Genomic DNA, 15622 nt, shown 5'->3' with positions numbered 1-15622 from the left:
CCAAGGCTTTAATTCGAATCATCGACAATTTACAGATCTAAGCTGATTAATGGCTTCATTAATGAATTAATTCAAAAATCTCAATTGCAATCATGTCAATATTATCAAATTGATAAACGCTTGGCTTCTCGCCATCTTGATATACTTCAAGTTCAAACGTTTCAGTTTTCGCATGATATTTCACGCTACAAATTCGTTTTCCATCTACTTCGAAGAAGCGTTGTGGTGCTTCACTTCCACTTGCTTGCTCACGGAGATTCACAAGACGAGTTAAAATACCTTGTAATTGTGACATATAATCTCTCCTTTCAACGATTACATCATTACTTACCCTATTTAAGGCTTGTTTATTCATTCTCATTTCTTCAGCATGAATCCTCATGCATAAAAGACACCATTTCACTATATGCCACATATAGAAAAAACACAAGTACTTTACATGAATTTTCGTAAGAAATTGGCTTATTATGGCGCAGTTTGTCGTTTTTGATTATAATATCATATTATACAATAAGGAGTTTTAAGATGAAAAACGTAGAGTTATATACACAACCAGCTTGTCCACCGTGTGAAATTGTTAAACTGTTTTTAAAACACAATAATATTTCATATAAAGAATATGACGTTTCCAAAGATATAGCAGCTAGAAATCGTATGATTGACGTATTTCAATCGTATTCAACACCAACTGTTAAAGTCAACAATGATGTGGTAAAAGGTTTTGATTTACAAACACTAGAAAAACTTTTAGATCTTTCTTAAGTTAAACACTTTATGGGAAAAGGTTAGCTCGGCTTTTGATTACTATATGTAAATCCTGATACTTTCCATTTTCCTTCATGGCGAGTCAACGTCAGCATCTCATAATGCCCAACATAAGATACGGGGCCATCTTTTACAGCCGGAAAATATTCGAAGACGTAAGCTTTTTGCATAGATGGATGAACCGCTACCTTTGTCTGTTCATCATATGAAAAATACGGGATATAATGAAGAGCAAAATCAGAACCGTATACGGTATACCCCTGAGCTTCTTGAACCATATTGTCATCTAGAAATTTCTCTGCATAACTTTTTTCAAAATATGGAAGCAGTGTATTCATTGCTTTTTCCTTTGAATAATGCTCGTTCGTTAAACGAAGCTGTGCTTGAAATGCTTCATGTAGCGCAGTAAAGATTTCATTGCGCGTATCTCCGTCAACTTCAGCCTGGGCGGGCGTATACAAACACACTACACATAAAAATATGATTATGGATGCTACTACTTTTTTCATAAACGATCATCCCTTTCGTTTTAATTAGTAATAGCTTTCCTTCTTTTTAACCCCATATTCTTTCATTTTTAGAAATAAAAAAAGCATGCCCCCAACTAAGAGTGGGCATGTTTTTTTATAATGCGTCTTTCTCATATAAAAAGGCGTATGAAATATCAATAAATAGATAATGACCGTTTTCAATTGGGTACGAAAAGGTTCGGATGTTCTCTCCTGTTTCAATATCGTTATATAAGTCCGATAAAATCCCACGTTGCTCATGATTCATTCGGATGATATTTTCGAGAAAATACGGACGCCAGCTCCAGTTTTTGTGAAGGTAATCTGGCTCAGCAATCCATTCATGTTCTTTCTTTAAGAAGTTTGATGAGCGCTGAAACCCATTCTCGTCGCATATATATACTCGAAAGCATGCGATTGAAAGCTCACTCGCAATATACTGAAGCATCTCGTCATAGCCTTCCATCTTGCGACATTGACTCATTAACTGCTGCATTTTCACTTCGAAACTCTCCGTTAATTCATAAATAGCCTGTAATTTTTTCTTTTCATGAGCAATAAACATTTCAAATTGATTTTTCAATTTATCTTTTAACAGAAACGGGTCAACCAACTCAGCTGATGGTTTATGTAAATAGAAACCTTGAAAGTACCTCCCACCGTTACGCCATGCATATTGCAACTGGTAAGAAGCCTCAATGTCTTCATACAGCAGGGTAGCTCCCATTTTACGCGCTAGCAATGATAACGAGTACAAAACGTCTTGATAAGACTGCGTCATAGCGGTTTGTCGTAAAATATGCAAATCTACTTTTAAGATATCTGGTGAAAGCAAACCAATACGATCTAAGTTACTGCTTTCTTTACCGATATTATCAATTGCCACCTTAATGCCATACGTTTGATAATATTTCAACAAATGCTGAAGAGATTCAATATCACCATTAAAATTGTGCTCAGTAATTTCTAAAACAACTCGATTAAGTGATAACCCCTTTGTTTCAAAATACTGCAATAGTTCTAACAGTGATTCTCCATGGTCATTCATCAATAAATTGGGATTTTGATTAATAAAGATTAAAAACTCTTCTTTCTGCTCTAAAATGTGATTCAATGCTTTTGTTAAAACGGCATAATCCACTTCAATTCGATATTCATCCGGAATCGCATCATCGTGAAAAAAAGCTCCTAAACTTTCAATCTCGTCATCTTGTTTAATCCTTGCTAACACTTCATACCCAACAATCTTGTGTTCATCCGCACTAAAAATTGCTTGATAATATGGAAGGGTGTTCTCTATGTTTGTTAACACATCTAAAGGATCCATGACGTTCCCCCTTATCATATAGATTCAATTCAATCCTCTTTCCAGACCTTTTGATCTACTTTCATTGGTTTACGTAAGCGCAATGAATATTCAAGCTTTTTTGTAGCATTCAATGTGCTCAATTACTATATATACATTTTTAGTAAGTATAATATGAAAATCCTGTTTTTGCTAGTCTTTGCAATGAAGTAACGCTTTCATAAAGTTCAAAAAAGCAGACATTCGACTGTCTGCTTTTTTCCTTCATTTAAAAAGGATATTGGTTTAACCATTGACCTCCATCCATTGTTATGCATTCACCATTAATATAAGAGGCTTCATCCGAAAATAAGAATGCAGCTAGTCCTGCAATTTCTTCTGGTATACCAAATCGTCTAAGTGGTACCGAATCAAGTGTACGCGCTTTCATCTTTTCGGATTGAAATAATTTATCTGCTCCACCAGTACGCTCAATTGGTCCAGGAGCGATTGCATTCACTCGAATACCATATTTACTTGCCCATTCAACAGCTAATGTTCTTGTCATTGTTAACACGCCAGCTTTAGCTGAAGCTGAATGAATAACTCCAGCACCTGCATTCCAGGCATATGTAGCTACAATATTCGTAATGGCTCCTTTAATCTTGTGGTCAATCCAATACTTTCCTACTTCGGAGCTACAGTAAAATGTACCGTTTAACACAATATCAATAACACTTTTCCAACCGTTTACTGAAAGCTCTTCTGCAGGGCATATAAAATTCCCTGCGGCATTGTTAATAAGGTAGTCGATTCGCCCAAACTGCTTATCAGTTTCACTTACCATCCGCTTTACATCTTCAGGGTTTCGTACATCCATCTGCACAGGTAATACTTGATTTTCAAGTGTTTCAATCTCCGCCTTCGTTTCTTCTAACCTCTCTAGAGACCTTCCAGTAATTACGACATACGCTCCGTCGCTAGCAAAACGCTTCGCCATATGTTTACCCATCCCACTTGAACCACCTGTTACAATCACTACTTTCTCCTTCATTCTGTTATCCCCCTTTTATTAAAACTCTTACTCTTTTATTCTACCTTTTTTTATCTAAAAGAGAAATGAATAGTTATTCACTTTTCTCGAAAATAAGTTTTTTTACTAGTTATTTAGGTAAATAAGGGTTTTAAGTTTTATCCTTTTTTCAGAGGTGCTATAATTAAACTTTAGCCATTATAAGTAGAATGGCAATATGAAAGAGAATAGGTTGATTTTAAAATGAAAAAGACGTATACACGACGCTCTTTTTTAAAAGGTTTACTTTCTTTATCGTTAGGAACTGTATTAACGACTTCCTTTGGTTATACATATGCGAAGTATATTGAGCCAAGGCGACTCCAGATAACGCGTAAAAACATCTTTTCAAACAATATTCCAACCGGCTTTCACAATCGGACAATTTTACAATTTAGTGATACTCACCTTGGGCTTTCTTATAATCTTCAGCAGCTAGAAGAGCTTGTTAGTAAGATTAACAGACTCAAACCTGATGTCATTTTGTTTACAGGAGATTTAATGGATGCACCGAATGAATATGCTTATCCGCATCGAATTCCTCCTATTTTACACCGATTAAAGTCGCCTCTTGGAAAGTACGCAATTTACGGAAATCATGATCATGGAGGATATGGTACGACGCTTTATCAAGATGTAATTCAGGAATCAAACTTCCAACTTCTAGTCAATGACGTACGCACCATTACACTTGATAGCGGCGAATATATCCAGATTTGTGGGTTAGATGATGTGATGTTAGGAGATCCTCAATATGAACAAACACTTAGTCGATTAGAGCCTTCTACTTTTTCAATCGCTATGATTCATGAACCTGACGTAGCAGTTAAAGCTGCGGCATTTCCCGTTGATTTACAGCTGTCAGGGCATAGTCACGGAGGACAAATTCAGCTTCCATTTTTCGGGCCGTTAATCACTCCTCCTTTTGGTACAGTTTATCCAGAAGGATTTTACGAGGTTGGAGAAAGCAAAATGCAGCTATATGTGAACCGCGGCATCGGCACAACGCGCATTCCTTTTAGATTTTTAGCTACACCTGAAATTACATTATTCACACTGAAGAAAACGTCTAGTTAGACGTTTTTTGTGATTATACTAGAAACATATAGTAAGACAGACTCATAATGAAACCTACCACCATACACTACATAGACAACATTGAAGGAGGTTGAATTATGTATCATCAATATTATCCGTATGGCGTATATCGTACCGCTCCTAACGGTGAACAGCGCTTTTTTGCTTTGCCATTCGTAGCTGGCCTAGCTGGTGGCTTACTTGGAGGACTAGCAGTGAGCGGATTCGGTGGACGCCCGGTTTGTTGCCCTCTGTTCTACCCATATCCACCTACTCCATACTATGGAGGTCCACATGTTTACCACACTTTCTATGGAGCTCCAGGCACACCAGGATTTGGCCCCATTCCTCGATAACAAGTGCAAAAGCCGATTTCTATCGGCTTTTTTGTTTACTCTTCATCTTCCATGACTTGATATGCTAGTTGCCTAAAAACTTTTTGGCTATCAACAGCTTCTTGTTGCCCCTGCGGCAGGTAATAGTAATTTCCGCTCGCATCCTGCTCTCTAGCTTTTATGTTATCTTCAAGCATAAGGTTTAACCATTTTAGCGTTCTGTTTTTTAACGATTTTTCGAGAATTGGAAATAGAATTTCAACGCGCTTTACCATATTTCTTGTCATCATATCAGCAGATGAGAAATACACCTTTTTTTCTCCATTGTGATGAAATGTATAGATGCGACTATGCTCTAAAAACCTCCCTATAATACTCCTCACTCGAATATGTTCGCTAATCCCTTCCACTTTGGGACGCAGACAACACGTACCGCGGACAATTAAATCAATGGACACACCAGCCTGCGAAGCTTCATATAACTTCATAATTAATGCCTTATCTGTCAGGGAATTCATCTTAGCAATAATTCGGCCATTGCCGTGTTTTTTATGACATGCTATTTCTTTATCAATTAACGCAAGGAAATCATCTCGAATATCAAACGGCGCAACTGATAAGTGGTGATAAGCTGGCTTTTGCGTATAGCCACTTAAGTAATTAAAGAAATTAGTTGCATCAATACCGAACTGGCGCTTTGATGTTAAGTAACTAATATCCGTATAGATTTTAGCCGTTGCGTCATTATAATTGCCTGTGCCAAGATGAACAAATCGCTCAATTCGATTGTGGCGCTTCCTGACAACAAGCGTAATTTTGCTATGCGTTTTTAAGTGTGTCATCCCATAGATAACGTGACAACCCGCTTTTTCTAATTTTTTTGCCCATTGAACGTTCTTCTCTTCATCAAACCGTGCTTTTAATTCAACCAATACGGTAACCTGTTTTCCATTTTCAGCAGCTCTTTGCAGCGCTTTTATGACGGGTGAATCTCCGCTTACACGATATAAAGTTTGTTTAATGGCTAATACATCAGGATCTTCTGCCGCATCGGCTACAAAGTCAACAACCGGCTCAAACGACTCGTAGGGATGATGAAACAACAAATCCTGCTCTAACAATTTTTCAAAGATATCTTCATCCGATGCTAAATCTTGCGGAGGCTGCGGGATAAACATTTCAACACCTAAATGCTCATGCGTCACTTTAATCTTGTCACAAAACGAAAACAGCATGGTTAAATCAAGAGGTGAGTCAACTACGTACACATCTTTCGTGTGGATATCCAACACTCTTTTTAAATAGGCTAGAACCTGTTCATCATAATAAGAGGCTTTTACTTCTAAACGCACAGCAGCGCCCCATTTTCGTTTTTTCAGCTCTTTCTCAATTTCTTTTAAAAGGTCTCGAGCTCCTTCTTCATGAATGGTCATATCCGCATTTCGCGTAATGCGAAACTGCGTCACAGATGTTACTTCATAACCGCTAAACAATTGCTGAATAAAGTGGGCAATCACTTCTTCTAATAAAACGAATGAGCGTTCCAATGAATCCGTTGGGAGTTCAATATACCGTTCTAAAACCGCAGGCACCTGCACAATGGCAAGTCTTCCTTTTATCCCCGTAACTTGCTGCTCTTCGTTATCTTCTTTTAATACCACAGCTAAATTTAAACTTTTATTGAGAAGTATCGGAAACGGTCGGTATGCATCAACTGCCATTGGAGTTAAAACAGGAAACACTTGATCTATAAAATAAGATTTTAAAAACTCTTTCTGATGCGTCGTTAATTCCTTGATTGAAACAAAGTTGATTTGTTCTTGTTTTAACAATGGCAATAAAGTATGCATATAGGTTTCAGATTGAACTTTAATGAGCTCATGATTTTTAATCGCGATTGCTGAAAGCTGCTGTTTGGGGGTCAGTCCCGCTTTGTTCTCAGGCTTATTAAATCCTGCTTTTACTTGATCTTTTATTCCTGCTACTCTTACCATAAAAAATTCGTCTAAATTAGAGCTGAAAATCGCTAGAAATTTTAATCGTTCTAAAAGAGCATTCCGTTTATCAATCGCCTCTTCTAGTACGCGCTGATTAAATGCCAACCAGCTTAGTTCCCGGTTATTATAATAAGAAGGGTTTGTCAGTTCATTTTCTTTATCCAGTCTATATATTTTATCCACATCCACCATCTACATTTCCCCCTAAATGCTCTCCTTTTTTAATTAATATCTAATTATGAACTAATTATAAAGATAAGATGAACGACATGTATATTTTTTATTTCTTATTTTGTACAGGAATAGTATCACCTTTTAATTCGTAATGTATTTAAAATTCAACACAATAGGTTTTTTCAACACTTTTTCTAAATGCTTTTTTTGTTTTTCAGCTTGGTATTCTTCCGCTTTATAATTACCATTACACACGAGCGTAAAAGTTAACATTGCATCCGTAATCTTGACTTCTATATGTGTTACCACATTTCGCTTAGTTGCATTTAAGCTTGTTGCCAATTTTAATAGAGCTCCTACTAATAAGAGTTTTCTCTGTTCTTCTTTTGAAATCCATTCACGAAACGGCTCAATATATTGTCTAAACGTAGATTTCCCTTTATAAGAAGCAACTAATGCTAACTTTAGGCGTTCTAAATGCGTTAACCCGTCAATTGTACGATTTGCTAATAAATAAAACGTATGCTGACTGCTGGATTCTGAATCAATATATTCTCCCAAATGAAACACTTGAGCCCCTTTTCTTAACAATTCGAGGTCATCATCTGTTAAGGTTGGTAAAGCATTCACTCGCAGGTGCTGAAACAGCATTGTAGCGGTACGCGTTACTTGTTGAACGTAAATTGGATTAATTTCAAAGTCATCGACAAGTTCTTGAAAACTACGTTCCACTACGTCGGGATACATTGTTCCCTGGCTTTGCTCATGTGCTTCTTTATATAGCACTCCTTCTCTAAGCCCTTTACGACTGAGAATAAATGAAGGCGCGTTTACGACCTCACACAGGGCTTGAAACACTTCAATAGCAGGCATAATGGTGTCTGCTCGATCTTTGGATAGCCCTTCTAATTTTTGAAGTTCAGCGTAGGAGTAGGGGGTAATAATTGTTTTCACTTGTGCAATGTCCCTAGGTGTCATTTTATATTGATGCACCCCAGCAAGCGGATACTGAATAAAACTTTGATGGAGCTGTACAAGATTTCTCGCACTTCCACCGATTGCTACAATTGGTACATAGCGTTTTTTAAGCCAAGATAGCGTTTGAAATTCACTTCGTACAAAATCACGGATTTTGCCTCTTTCTTCATTGGTCGGTACATGGTCTTTCACATACTGCAAACGTAAGGAGAGCGCACCAAAAGGAAAGCTATGATATTCAACAAGTTCTCTATTTCGAAAGTAAGTAAGTTCTGTGCTCCCTCCTCCTATGTCAATTGTTACAGCTTCTTCTATTGAAGTTGAATTCGTCACGGCAAAAAAACCATAAAAGGCCTCTTCATATTCCGATAAGATCTTCATTGAGAAGTCAGTGTTTTCTTTAACCAGTTGGACAATGTACTCTTTATTTTTAGCTTGTCTAACCGTAGCAGTCGCTACGCAGCTAACGTGTGTTAATTCGTGATGACGCGTAATAATTTGAAACGTTTGTAGCGTTTGAAGCAAAACATGAATGCCTTCTTCGTTTAACAAACTGTCATTATCTAAATAATTACGTAATCTGGCTACTACTTTGAGGTTTTCAATTTGCTTAAAGCCTTTCCGTTCTCTATTTTCATAAATCACTAGTCGCATTGTATTCGACCCAATGTCAATCATTCCGTGCTTCATTTTCATTTTTGTTCAACACCTTCTAATTTCGTATATATGAAACCTTTACTCTATTGCTCACTTTCTCCTCACGCTGTTCATATAGTAACAAATAATCCTATAGATTTATATAATAACGAAAAATTCTGTTAATTTTAAAAAGATTTATGATTAAGGAGGGAAAGTCATGCTCCATGTTGTGAAACAAGGTGAAACATTGTATCAAATTTCACTTGATTATCGAAGGCCTTTCAGTATGATTCTTGCAGCCAATCCAGGGTTAAACCCAAACATCATCGTACCAGGGCAAGTAATTCTTATTCCTGACCTACCAGATAAAACAACCATTCCATATTCCATTCATGTCTTTATCGCGGAGAGAGAGTTGGAGCTAAGAGAAAATAATGTTGTGAAAGCAACTTACCCAATTGCTGTTGGGCAGATGCTTAGCACAACACCTGTTGGAGACTTTGTCATTGTGAATAGAGAGCCAAATCCCGGTGGACCATTTGGTACAATGTGGCTAAGCCTTTCAAAACAATCCTATGGCATTCATGGAACAAATGACCCTAGTTCGATTGGAAAAGCCGTTTCAAAAGGCTGTATTCGAATGAAAAACGAACAAGTAAACGAACTTGCTTCCATTGTGCCAAATGGTACCGGTGTGTATATTCGTCCTTCTAGAAGAATGAATTAACCTTTTCCTGCTTGAAAACTTGGATATAGGGTCATTCCACCATCAGCATACAGCGTGATGCCCGTAACATATCTAGCTTCGTTCGATGCTAACCATGCCGCGACGCTTGCAATTTCTTCTGGTTCTCCAATCTTAGCCATTGGAATCAGCTTTTCCACATCGGCTTTGGTTGATGGATCTGAGAATTTTTCAGCATTGATTGGCGTATTAATCGCACCTGGACCAATTGAATTTACGCGAATTCCTCTTGGCGCATATTCTAATGCTAACGTTTCTGTCATCATTTTAATGCCGCCTTTACTTGATGCATAATGAACAAAATGTGGCCACGGGATAATATCGTGTACGCTTGACATGTTGATGACCGTACCTTTGATATTATGTTCAAGCATGTACTTAATTGCTTCTCTACACCCCATAAACGTCCCTGATAAGTTAACAGAAATGACTTTGTTCCATTCTTCAAGCGACATTTCATGAGAGGGAATTTCTTTTTGAACTCCAGCATTATTCATCATGACATCTAGCGATCCAAATGTCGTATGAGCTGATTCAATCAATCGCTTCATATCTTCTTCTTTTGATACATCAGCTTGTACAGCGATTGCCTCTCCACCATTTTGCTTAATTTCTTCCACTACTTTTTGAGCATCTTCACTTTTTGAACGATAGTTCACAACCACTTTCATTTTTTCTTGTCCAAATCTTATTGCAATTGATTTTCCAAGTCCAGTTGCCGCTCCTGTCACGATTGCTACTTTTCCTTCTAAATCTTTATACACAGTAATCGCTCCTTTTTTTCTGGTTTCGTTTTTTATGAGAGTTTTATTTATTTTTTCGTAAATCCAAGCAGTACGCCACCTACGATGATTAGAATACAGCCGATGATGACAAACGTAATTTGTTTTTTCGATTTCTTTTCACCAAGTAGGAAAATACCACCTAACGTTGAGATAATAATTCCCATTTGTGAGAATGAAAAACTTGTTGCTACTCCGACACGAGGAGCTGCTACTAATAGACCAATATTACCTGTCGCCCAAACAAATCCTGTTAAGATGTTGCGTGTAGCATATTTGTTAAATGGCTTATGACGGAAAGTAAGAAGCAATGCACCTGCTAGCATACCCAAAGACTGTGGTAAAATCGCAGACCAGCCTTCTACTCCAAACCATTGAACGACGATAAAATAACCTATGTAACCTAATGTTGAAATGAAAAGTGTAAACATCCCTTTACCAAATTGACTTTTCCCATCAGCTTCTTTGTTATTTTTATCATTTAATGACGTAAACACTACACCTACAATAATAAACGCAAGAGCAGCAATTCCAATTAGTAGCTTTGTTTGAGTTGACCATTCACCAAACAGTAAGACACCAAATAACGATGTCCCGATTAGCTGCATACCTGTGGAAATAGGCTGTGTTTTTGATACACCTAAATATTCAACGGCTGAGAATTGGTTCATTTGACCAACTGACCAGAATAAACCTGAAACAAAACCTACAATAAAGATTTTCCATGTAAGTTCAGGTGAGACAATAAAAAATGCTACAATCGAGAATAAAAGCGCTCCTCCAGTTAAACCAATTGTTTGGCTATAAGCTTTGCCTCCGAGCTTCGAACTTACAAGTAAAATACTCCCCCACATGACAGCGGGAATTAATGCAATTAAAATATCCACTTCATTCAACACCTTCTTATGCTTTCAAACCTTTGTTGTATTATTTGTATAACCTCTCATTTTTAAACGAAACCTAAAAGAAAAATATTTTTGAATTTATCCAATCTCTGTGTAATTATTTTCAAATTGGACAAGACACGCTATAATAAAAGAACTAAGCCTTATGAAACAGCATTTGCTTCATGAAGCGACTAATGAAAGGGAGTGAATTTATTTATGCCTCATTCAACCAACCAAGAAACGTTCAATCCATCTACTGCTGAGATTGCACAAGCTATTTTCACGGTAAACAGGCACGCTAAAGCAGCCCCTGATCCGAAGCAGCTTTATACGTTAAAAAAGCTTGCGCTTGAGCAACTGATTTCAGAAGGAAAAGCAAAAAAAGAAGGACTTCATTTTTCACCTAACCCAGGTAAAAGTCAGCAAAAATCAGATGTGCTGGTATCCGTTGGAGATTACTTTTTCCATATGCCTCCTAAGAAAGAGGACTTCAAAGAACTAATACACCTCGGTCACTTAAACCATCAATATCGAAATCCCAAAACGACAATGTCACTATCTTATGCAAAACGATTATTATCCAAATATACTGGCTTTTTATTATCAGCACCTAACCCTGTTCAGCCTTCTAATGTTCGCAAACGGCAGGCGCCTGTTTTTAAGCCACTAGGTAAAAGCTATTGGTAAGTAAATAAAAAAGTGCCTCAAAGAAACAATTGAGGCACTTTTTTCATTAACTTGATATTGCTCACAACTACTTTATAAAATAAATTCATCAATCATTTGCACTAGTTCACCAATTTGCGGTTTACTTACTTGTGCTTGTGCACCAACCATTTTTCCTTTATGACGTAAATCTTCTGTGATTAGAGATGAAAAAATAATAACAGGGAGTGCAGATAAACGATCATCTTCTTTTATTTTCTTGGTAAGATGATGTCCATCCATTTGTGGCATTTCAATATCTGTAATAACTAGTTGTACCTCATCTTCAATGGCATGACCTGACTCTACGAGTGATTGTAGATAAAGTAACGCATCATACCCGTTTTCAAAAAACTCTGTATTGGCATAGCCTGCTGTTTCCAATGTATCTGAAATCATTTTGCGTAATAACGGTGAGTCTTCAGCAACTACTAATCGCTTGCTTGATCGCTGGCGCTGACCTAACCGCTTAATTTTAGACTGATCAATTCCAGCTTCAGGATTAACGTCGGTGACAAGTTTTTCAAAGTCCAGTAATAAAATCATATCGCTTTCATCTTTTACTACACCCGTGATTTGAGTTTCTAGCCCTTGGTATAAATCTGAAGGCTTTTCAATTTCCATCCACGATATGCGATGAATTTGCGTGACTTGATGAACGTGAAAAACAATTTTTTGTTGATTAAATTCTGTGACAATAAATTTATCCTTAGCAGGTTGATTCGATGCTGGGCGCTTTAGTGCCTTCGCAACGTCAACAACAGGCAGAACTTCTCCTCTCAGCTCAATGATTCCTTCTATGTAAGAATGGGAATTAGGAACCGGTGTAATGGTTACTGGGTTAATAATTTCTCGAACTTTAATAACATTGATTCCAAAACGAATAGTATCGACTGAGAATTCAACAATTTCTAGCTCATTTGTTCCGCTTTCTAATAGGATTCCTTTATCGTGCTGCATAAATTTTCGCCCTTCCATAGTAAAGTGTACTTATGTAGTGGTCGTCCTTTATTATAGTAATGAAACTTTATAGTCGTAAAGTAAAACCACCTAAAAAATAAATGTTTTTAACATAAAACGTTTTCATCTCTGTATTAGTAATTATCGGCTGAAAGTGCGAGAGGTTTAATAACAAATTCTTATCTTCTAGGATATAACTCGTTCACAAAATGTTAACGAAAATCTTTGTAATACCTGTGGACGATTGAATTGAAACCCTTTATACTACACATGATAAACCACAATTACTTAAAGAAGGTGTATGTTTAATGAAAGGTTCCGTCATTCTTTTTAATGATGAAAATGAAATGACTATTATTGAAGATGTAGAAGAAGAGATTTACGAGAATATTAAAGAGCAAGCTGGCACAGATCACTGTATCGTGACATTAGACGACCAAACGGTGGACTTCGGTCATGTATCTCCTGTGTACTGGCGCGAAGGAAACATACACACTGACTGATTCTAACTATAAACATAATGCATAATTGCTTTGAAAGAGGCTGGGACATAAGTAATTCAGCCAATGATAAACCTGAACGATTGAGAGTTTCTCACTTTTAATCGTTCAGGTTTTTTGGTTGATTGTGAAAACAATTAGCGCAATGGAACGAACGTGTTCAGACAAACCAAAAAGATTGGAACAGCTATTGTTCGTCTCTTAGAAGCAATCATTTTGTTATGTCCCAAACTCTTTTTTGTGTGTAACTATGAGGGGGCTAACACTAGCTTCTGTTCTTCGATTGGCGTGATTTCCACTACCCTTACGAAGCTGTTACATACATAATAATTTTAAGTAGACTACCTCTCACTGTATTTCAACTAAATACATACATTTAAATAAAACGCCCCCCTCTCGTTTAGCAATAAAATCATAAAAACACAGTGTCTATTTATGATTTTTAGAAAACGGAGGGTTACATGCGCCATAAGAGGGTATAGATTAGTAAGTATAATTAAAGGGGTTGTTGAGTGATGAACGATTATCGAAAAAATAAAAATTTCGCCACATCTACTTCATTTAGACCTGTCCAACCATACTATTCAAAAGAAGCAAGTCTATTGTTGAAAAAGTTATCAACGGATTTTAACAAAAAGCATGTAAGAGAATTAATTGACGAAGCGCTTGATAACAGAGATGAAGAACTTTTTTACAAATTAATAGCTCGCTATTCTCACCTTTTATAAAGTGAATGATTAAAACCACTATCTTCTCAATCTGCATTGAGAAGATAGTGGTTTTTTACATGTATACATTATGATAAAATGAGTGAAACACTGTGGAAGGATGGAACGACTAGTATGGAACATTTAATTAACAAACGAGTAAAAGGCATTGAACTGTCGGGTATTCGCAAATTTTATAATATGGTAGCTCAGTATGATAACGTATTGTCATTAACAATTGGACAACCTGATTTTCTAACGCCGCCTCATGTGAAAGAAGCTGCTAAAACGGCTATTGATGAAAACGCTACGTCTTACACACATAATGCAGGAACAATTGAGCTAAGAAAAGCAGCCGCTGATTTTGTACATACAAAGTATCAATTATCCTACGATCCATCATCTGAGATCATTGTTACGATTGGAGCGAGTCAAGCCATTGATATTGCGATGCGAACAATTTCAGAAGAAGGCTCAGAGGTACTTTTACCAGGTCCAGTCTATCCTGGATACGAACCGCTCATTAAATTAAACGGTGCTATTCCTGTACATATTGATACAACACAAACTGGATTTCGTTTAACTGCTGATTTAATTGAGCAGCACCTAACGGATAAAACAAGATGTGTTATCTTACCTTACCCTTCAAATCCAACCGGCGTAACGCTGTCCAAAGAAGAGCTTCAAGAGATTGCTGACTTGTTAAAGGATAAAGAGGTTTTTGTCTTATCTGACGAAATTTATAGTGAACTTGTATTTGAAGGTAACCATCATTCGATTGCAGCCATTCCTTCAATGCGTGATAAAACCATTGTGGTAAACGGCGTATCTAAGTCTCATTCGATGACAGGTTGGCGCATCGGGTTATTATTTGCGCCAGCATACTTAACAAAGCATATTTTAAAAGTGCATCAATACAACGTCAGCTGCGCATCATCCATTTCGCAAGCTGCGGCTCTTAACGCTTTAACAGCAGGTAAAAATGATGCTGTAGACATGAAAAAAGAATACGAAAGACGATTGAATTATGTTTACGAGCGTCTTGTTAAGATGGGCTTTGATGTGGAAAAGCCTAACGGTGCTTTTTATATTTTCCCATCGATTCAATCACTTAACATGTCGTCGTTTGACTTTGCACTTGAGTTAGTAAAAGAAGCAGGCGTAGCTCTTGTTCCCGGTAGTGCATTTTCAGACCTAGGTGAAGGCTATGTTAGACTTTCTTATGCTTATGCAATGGAGAAGTTGGTTGAAGCAATGGACCGTATGGAATCCTATTTGCAAACAAAAAAAGGCTAAAAATGACTTAACGAGCTTTGTTTAGCTATGATTTCTATACGTATCCTATCTAACCTCCTACTAATGATATATTAATAAAAAAGCGTGAGTTCTCATGGAAACTCACGCTTTTTTATTAATGTACTTTTTTACAACCTTAACTATATAAGTTGAATTTATCTTTTACAATCGAATGCACAATCGATCAATAACTTTTCTAGGTGAGTCAT

At 36.9% G+C, this 15622-nt stretch carries 17 protein-coding genes; 8 read left to right on the top strand and 9 right to left on the bottom strand.

Translation table 11 applies throughout. The features are described 5' to 3' along the window. Nucleotides 1-58 precede the first annotated feature (58 nt). On the bottom strand, nt 59-295 hold the full coding sequence (locus AC1UFB_RS11190) for a YkuJ family protein (protein WP_025909146.1): 237 nt from the start codon (nt 293-295) through the stop codon (nt 59-61). Nucleotides 296-525: 230 nt separating this feature from the next. On the opposite strand from AC1UFB_RS11190, the gene AC1UFB_RS11185 reads away from it, so the two are divergent. Then, nucleotides 526-762: a glutaredoxin domain-containing protein gene (locus AC1UFB_RS11185; protein ID WP_025909147.1), complete on the top strand. Its 237-nt coding sequence runs from the start codon at nt 526-528 to the stop codon at nt 760-762. Nucleotides 763-785: 23 nt separating this feature from the next. Here AC1UFB_RS11185 and AC1UFB_RS11180 read toward each other — a convergent pair whose 3' ends face one another. From AC1UFB_RS11180 to fadH, 3 genes are all read right to left on the bottom strand, one after another. Continuing rightward, complete coding sequence (locus AC1UFB_RS11180; RefSeq protein WP_025909148.1) at nt 786-1274, bottom strand: DUF3993 domain-containing protein; 489 nt, start codon at nt 1272-1274, stop codon at nt 786-788. Nucleotides 1275-1389: 115 nt separating this feature from the next. Then, complete coding sequence (locus AC1UFB_RS11175) at nt 1390-2601, bottom strand: EAL domain-containing protein (protein ID WP_025909149.1); 1212 nt, start codon at nt 2599-2601, stop codon at nt 1390-1392. Between the two features lie 247 nt (nt 2602-2848). Next, on the bottom strand, nt 2849-3613 hold the full coding sequence (fadH, locus tag AC1UFB_RS11170) for a 2,4-dienoyl-CoA reductase (RefSeq protein WP_482589223.1): 765 nt from the start codon (nt 3611-3613) through the stop codon (nt 2849-2851). Between the two features lie 222 nt (nt 3614-3835). Between fadH and AC1UFB_RS11165 the strand changes: the two genes are divergently transcribed. Both AC1UFB_RS11165 and AC1UFB_RS11160 read left to right on the top strand, forming a co-directional pair. Next, the gene (locus AC1UFB_RS11165; protein WP_482589221.1) at nt 3836-4708 is read left to right on the top strand and encodes a metallophosphoesterase; all 873 of its coding nucleotides are present in this window, start codon (nt 3836-3838) and stop codon (nt 4706-4708) included. A gap of 98 nt (nt 4709-4806) precedes the next feature. Further along, on the top strand, nt 4807-5064 hold the full coding sequence (locus AC1UFB_RS11160) for a hypothetical protein (protein WP_100347438.1): 258 nt from the start codon (nt 4807-4809) through the stop codon (nt 5062-5064). A 35-nt stretch (nt 5065-5099) separates the two neighbouring features. Here AC1UFB_RS11160 and AC1UFB_RS11155 read toward each other — a convergent pair whose 3' ends face one another. Together AC1UFB_RS11155 and AC1UFB_RS11150 are read right to left on the bottom strand one after the other, a co-directional pair. Continuing rightward, on the bottom strand, nt 5100-7232 hold the full coding sequence (locus AC1UFB_RS11155) for an RNA degradosome polyphosphate kinase (protein WP_328101237.1): 2133 nt from the start codon (nt 7230-7232) through the stop codon (nt 5100-5102). Between the two features lie 123 nt (nt 7233-7355). Further along, nucleotides 7356-8888 (bottom strand): Ppx/GppA phosphatase family protein, encoded by a 1533-nt coding sequence (locus AC1UFB_RS11150; protein WP_482589219.1) that lies wholly within the window; start codon nt 8886-8888, stop codon nt 7356-7358. 160 nt (nt 8889-9048) lie between these two features. On the opposite strand from AC1UFB_RS11150, the gene AC1UFB_RS11145 reads away from it, so the two are divergent. Beyond that, nucleotides 9049-9558, top strand: a complete 510-nt coding sequence (locus tag AC1UFB_RS11145) for a L,D-transpeptidase family protein (protein WP_025909205.1) — start codon at nt 9049-9051, stop codon at nt 9556-9558. On the opposite strand, the gene AC1UFB_RS11140 is transcribed toward AC1UFB_RS11145, so the two are convergent. Both AC1UFB_RS11140 and AC1UFB_RS11135 read right to left on the bottom strand, forming a co-directional pair. Then, on the bottom strand, nt 9555-10340 hold the full coding sequence (locus tag AC1UFB_RS11140; protein WP_100347435.1) for a glucose-1-dehydrogenase: 786 nt from the start codon (nt 10338-10340) through the stop codon (nt 9555-9557). The genes AC1UFB_RS11145 and AC1UFB_RS11140 overlap by 4 nt on opposite strands. 47 nt (nt 10341-10387) lie before the next feature. Continuing rightward, nucleotides 10388-11245 (bottom strand): GRP family sugar transporter, encoded by an 858-nt coding sequence (locus AC1UFB_RS11135; RefSeq protein WP_328101654.1) that lies wholly within the window; start codon nt 11243-11245, stop codon nt 10388-10390. Between the two features lie 216 nt (nt 11246-11461). Between AC1UFB_RS11135 and AC1UFB_RS11130 the strand changes: the two genes are divergently transcribed. Further along, complete coding sequence (locus AC1UFB_RS11130; RefSeq protein WP_100347433.1) at nt 11462-11932, top strand: YkyB family protein; 471 nt, start codon at nt 11462-11464, stop codon at nt 11930-11932. 72 nt (nt 11933-12004) lie between these two features. Here the strand turns inward: AC1UFB_RS11130 and AC1UFB_RS11125 are convergent, their stop codons facing one another. Then, nucleotides 12005-12910 carry a chemotaxis protein gene (locus tag AC1UFB_RS11125; RefSeq protein ID WP_025909201.1) on the bottom strand — a complete coding sequence of 302 codons (906 nt, stop codon included), beginning with the start codon at nt 12908-12910 and terminating at the stop codon, nt 12005-12007. Nucleotides 12911-13218: 308 nt separating this feature from the next. Here AC1UFB_RS11125 and AC1UFB_RS11120 point away from each other — a divergent pair, with 308 nt between their 5' ends. From AC1UFB_RS11120 to AC1UFB_RS11110, 3 genes are all read left to right on the top strand, one after another. Continuing rightward, a complete protein-coding gene (locus AC1UFB_RS11120) occupies nt 13219-13413 on the top strand; it encodes a hypothetical protein (RefSeq protein ID WP_061784983.1) in 195 nt (64 codons plus the stop codon). 512 nt (nt 13414-13925) lie between these two features. Then, the gene (locus tag AC1UFB_RS11115) at nt 13926-14138 is read left to right on the top strand and encodes an IDEAL domain-containing protein (RefSeq protein ID WP_025909199.1); all 213 of its coding nucleotides are present in this window, start codon (nt 13926-13928) and stop codon (nt 14136-14138) included. 114 nt (nt 14139-14252) lie between these two features. After that, nucleotides 14253-15413: an aminotransferase A gene (locus tag AC1UFB_RS11110; protein ID WP_482589214.1), complete on the top strand. Its 1161-nt coding sequence runs from the start codon at nt 14253-14255 to the stop codon at nt 15411-15413. Nucleotides 15414-15622: the final 209 nt, after the last annotated feature.

The sequence above is a fragment of the Priestia sp. KCTC 13724 genome (genome assembly GCF_056820425.1).
Note: the sequence above shows the minus strand (reverse complement) of the source record. Positions and strands in the feature narration are given on the sequence as shown.

Bases quoted from the DNA above. Each gene is read 5' to 3' on its own strand.
- AC1UFB_RS11160 (WP_100347438.1), top strand. From the start codon at position 4,807: ATGTATCATCAATATTATCCGTATGGCGTATATCGTACCGCTCCTAAC.
- AC1UFB_RS11190 (WP_025909146.1), bottom strand. From the start codon at position 295: ATGTCACAATTACAAGGTATTTTAACTCGTCTTGTGAATCTCCGTGAG.
- AC1UFB_RS11145 (WP_025909205.1), top strand. From the start codon at position 9,049: ATGCTCCATGTTGTGAAACAAGGTGAAACATTGTATCAAATTTCACTT.
- AC1UFB_RS11125 (WP_025909201.1), bottom strand. From the start codon at position 12,910: ATGCAGCACGATAAAGGAATCCTATTAGAAAGCGGAACAAATGAGCTA.
- AC1UFB_RS11175 (WP_025909149.1), bottom strand. From the start codon at position 2,601: ATGGATCCTTTAGATGTGTTAACAAACATAGAGAACACCCTTCCATAT.
- AC1UFB_RS11130 (WP_100347433.1), top strand. From the start codon at position 11,462: ATGCCTCATTCAACCAACCAAGAAACGTTCAATCCATCTACTGCTGAG.
- AC1UFB_RS11120 (WP_061784983.1), top strand. From the start codon at position 13,219: ATGAAAGGTTCCGTCATTCTTTTTAATGATGAAAATGAAATGACTATT.
- AC1UFB_RS11110 (WP_482589214.1), top strand. From the start codon at position 14,253: ATGGAACATTTAATTAACAAACGAGTAAAAGGCATTGAACTGTCGGGT.
- AC1UFB_RS11155 (WP_328101237.1), bottom strand. From the start codon at position 7,232: ATGGTGGATGTGGATAAAATATATAGACTGGATAAAGAAAATGAACTG.
- AC1UFB_RS11150 (WP_482589219.1), bottom strand. From the start codon at position 8,888: ATGAAAATGAAGCACGGAATGATTGACATTGGGTCGAATACAATGCGA.
- AC1UFB_RS11185 (WP_025909147.1), top strand. From the start codon at position 526: ATGAAAAACGTAGAGTTATATACACAACCAGCTTGTCCACCGTGTGAA.
- AC1UFB_RS11165 (WP_482589221.1), top strand. From the start codon at position 3,836: ATGAAAAAGACGTATACACGACGCTCTTTTTTAAAAGGTTTACTTTCT.
- AC1UFB_RS11180 (WP_025909148.1), bottom strand. From the start codon at position 1,274: ATGAAAAAAGTAGTAGCATCCATAATCATATTTTTATGTGTAGTGTGT.
- AC1UFB_RS11115 (WP_025909199.1), top strand. From the start codon at position 13,926: ATGAACGATTATCGAAAAAATAAAAATTTCGCCACATCTACTTCATTT.
- fadH (WP_482589223.1), bottom strand. From the start codon at position 3,613: ATGAAGGAGAAAGTAGTGATTGTAACAGGTGGTTCAAGTGGGATGGGT.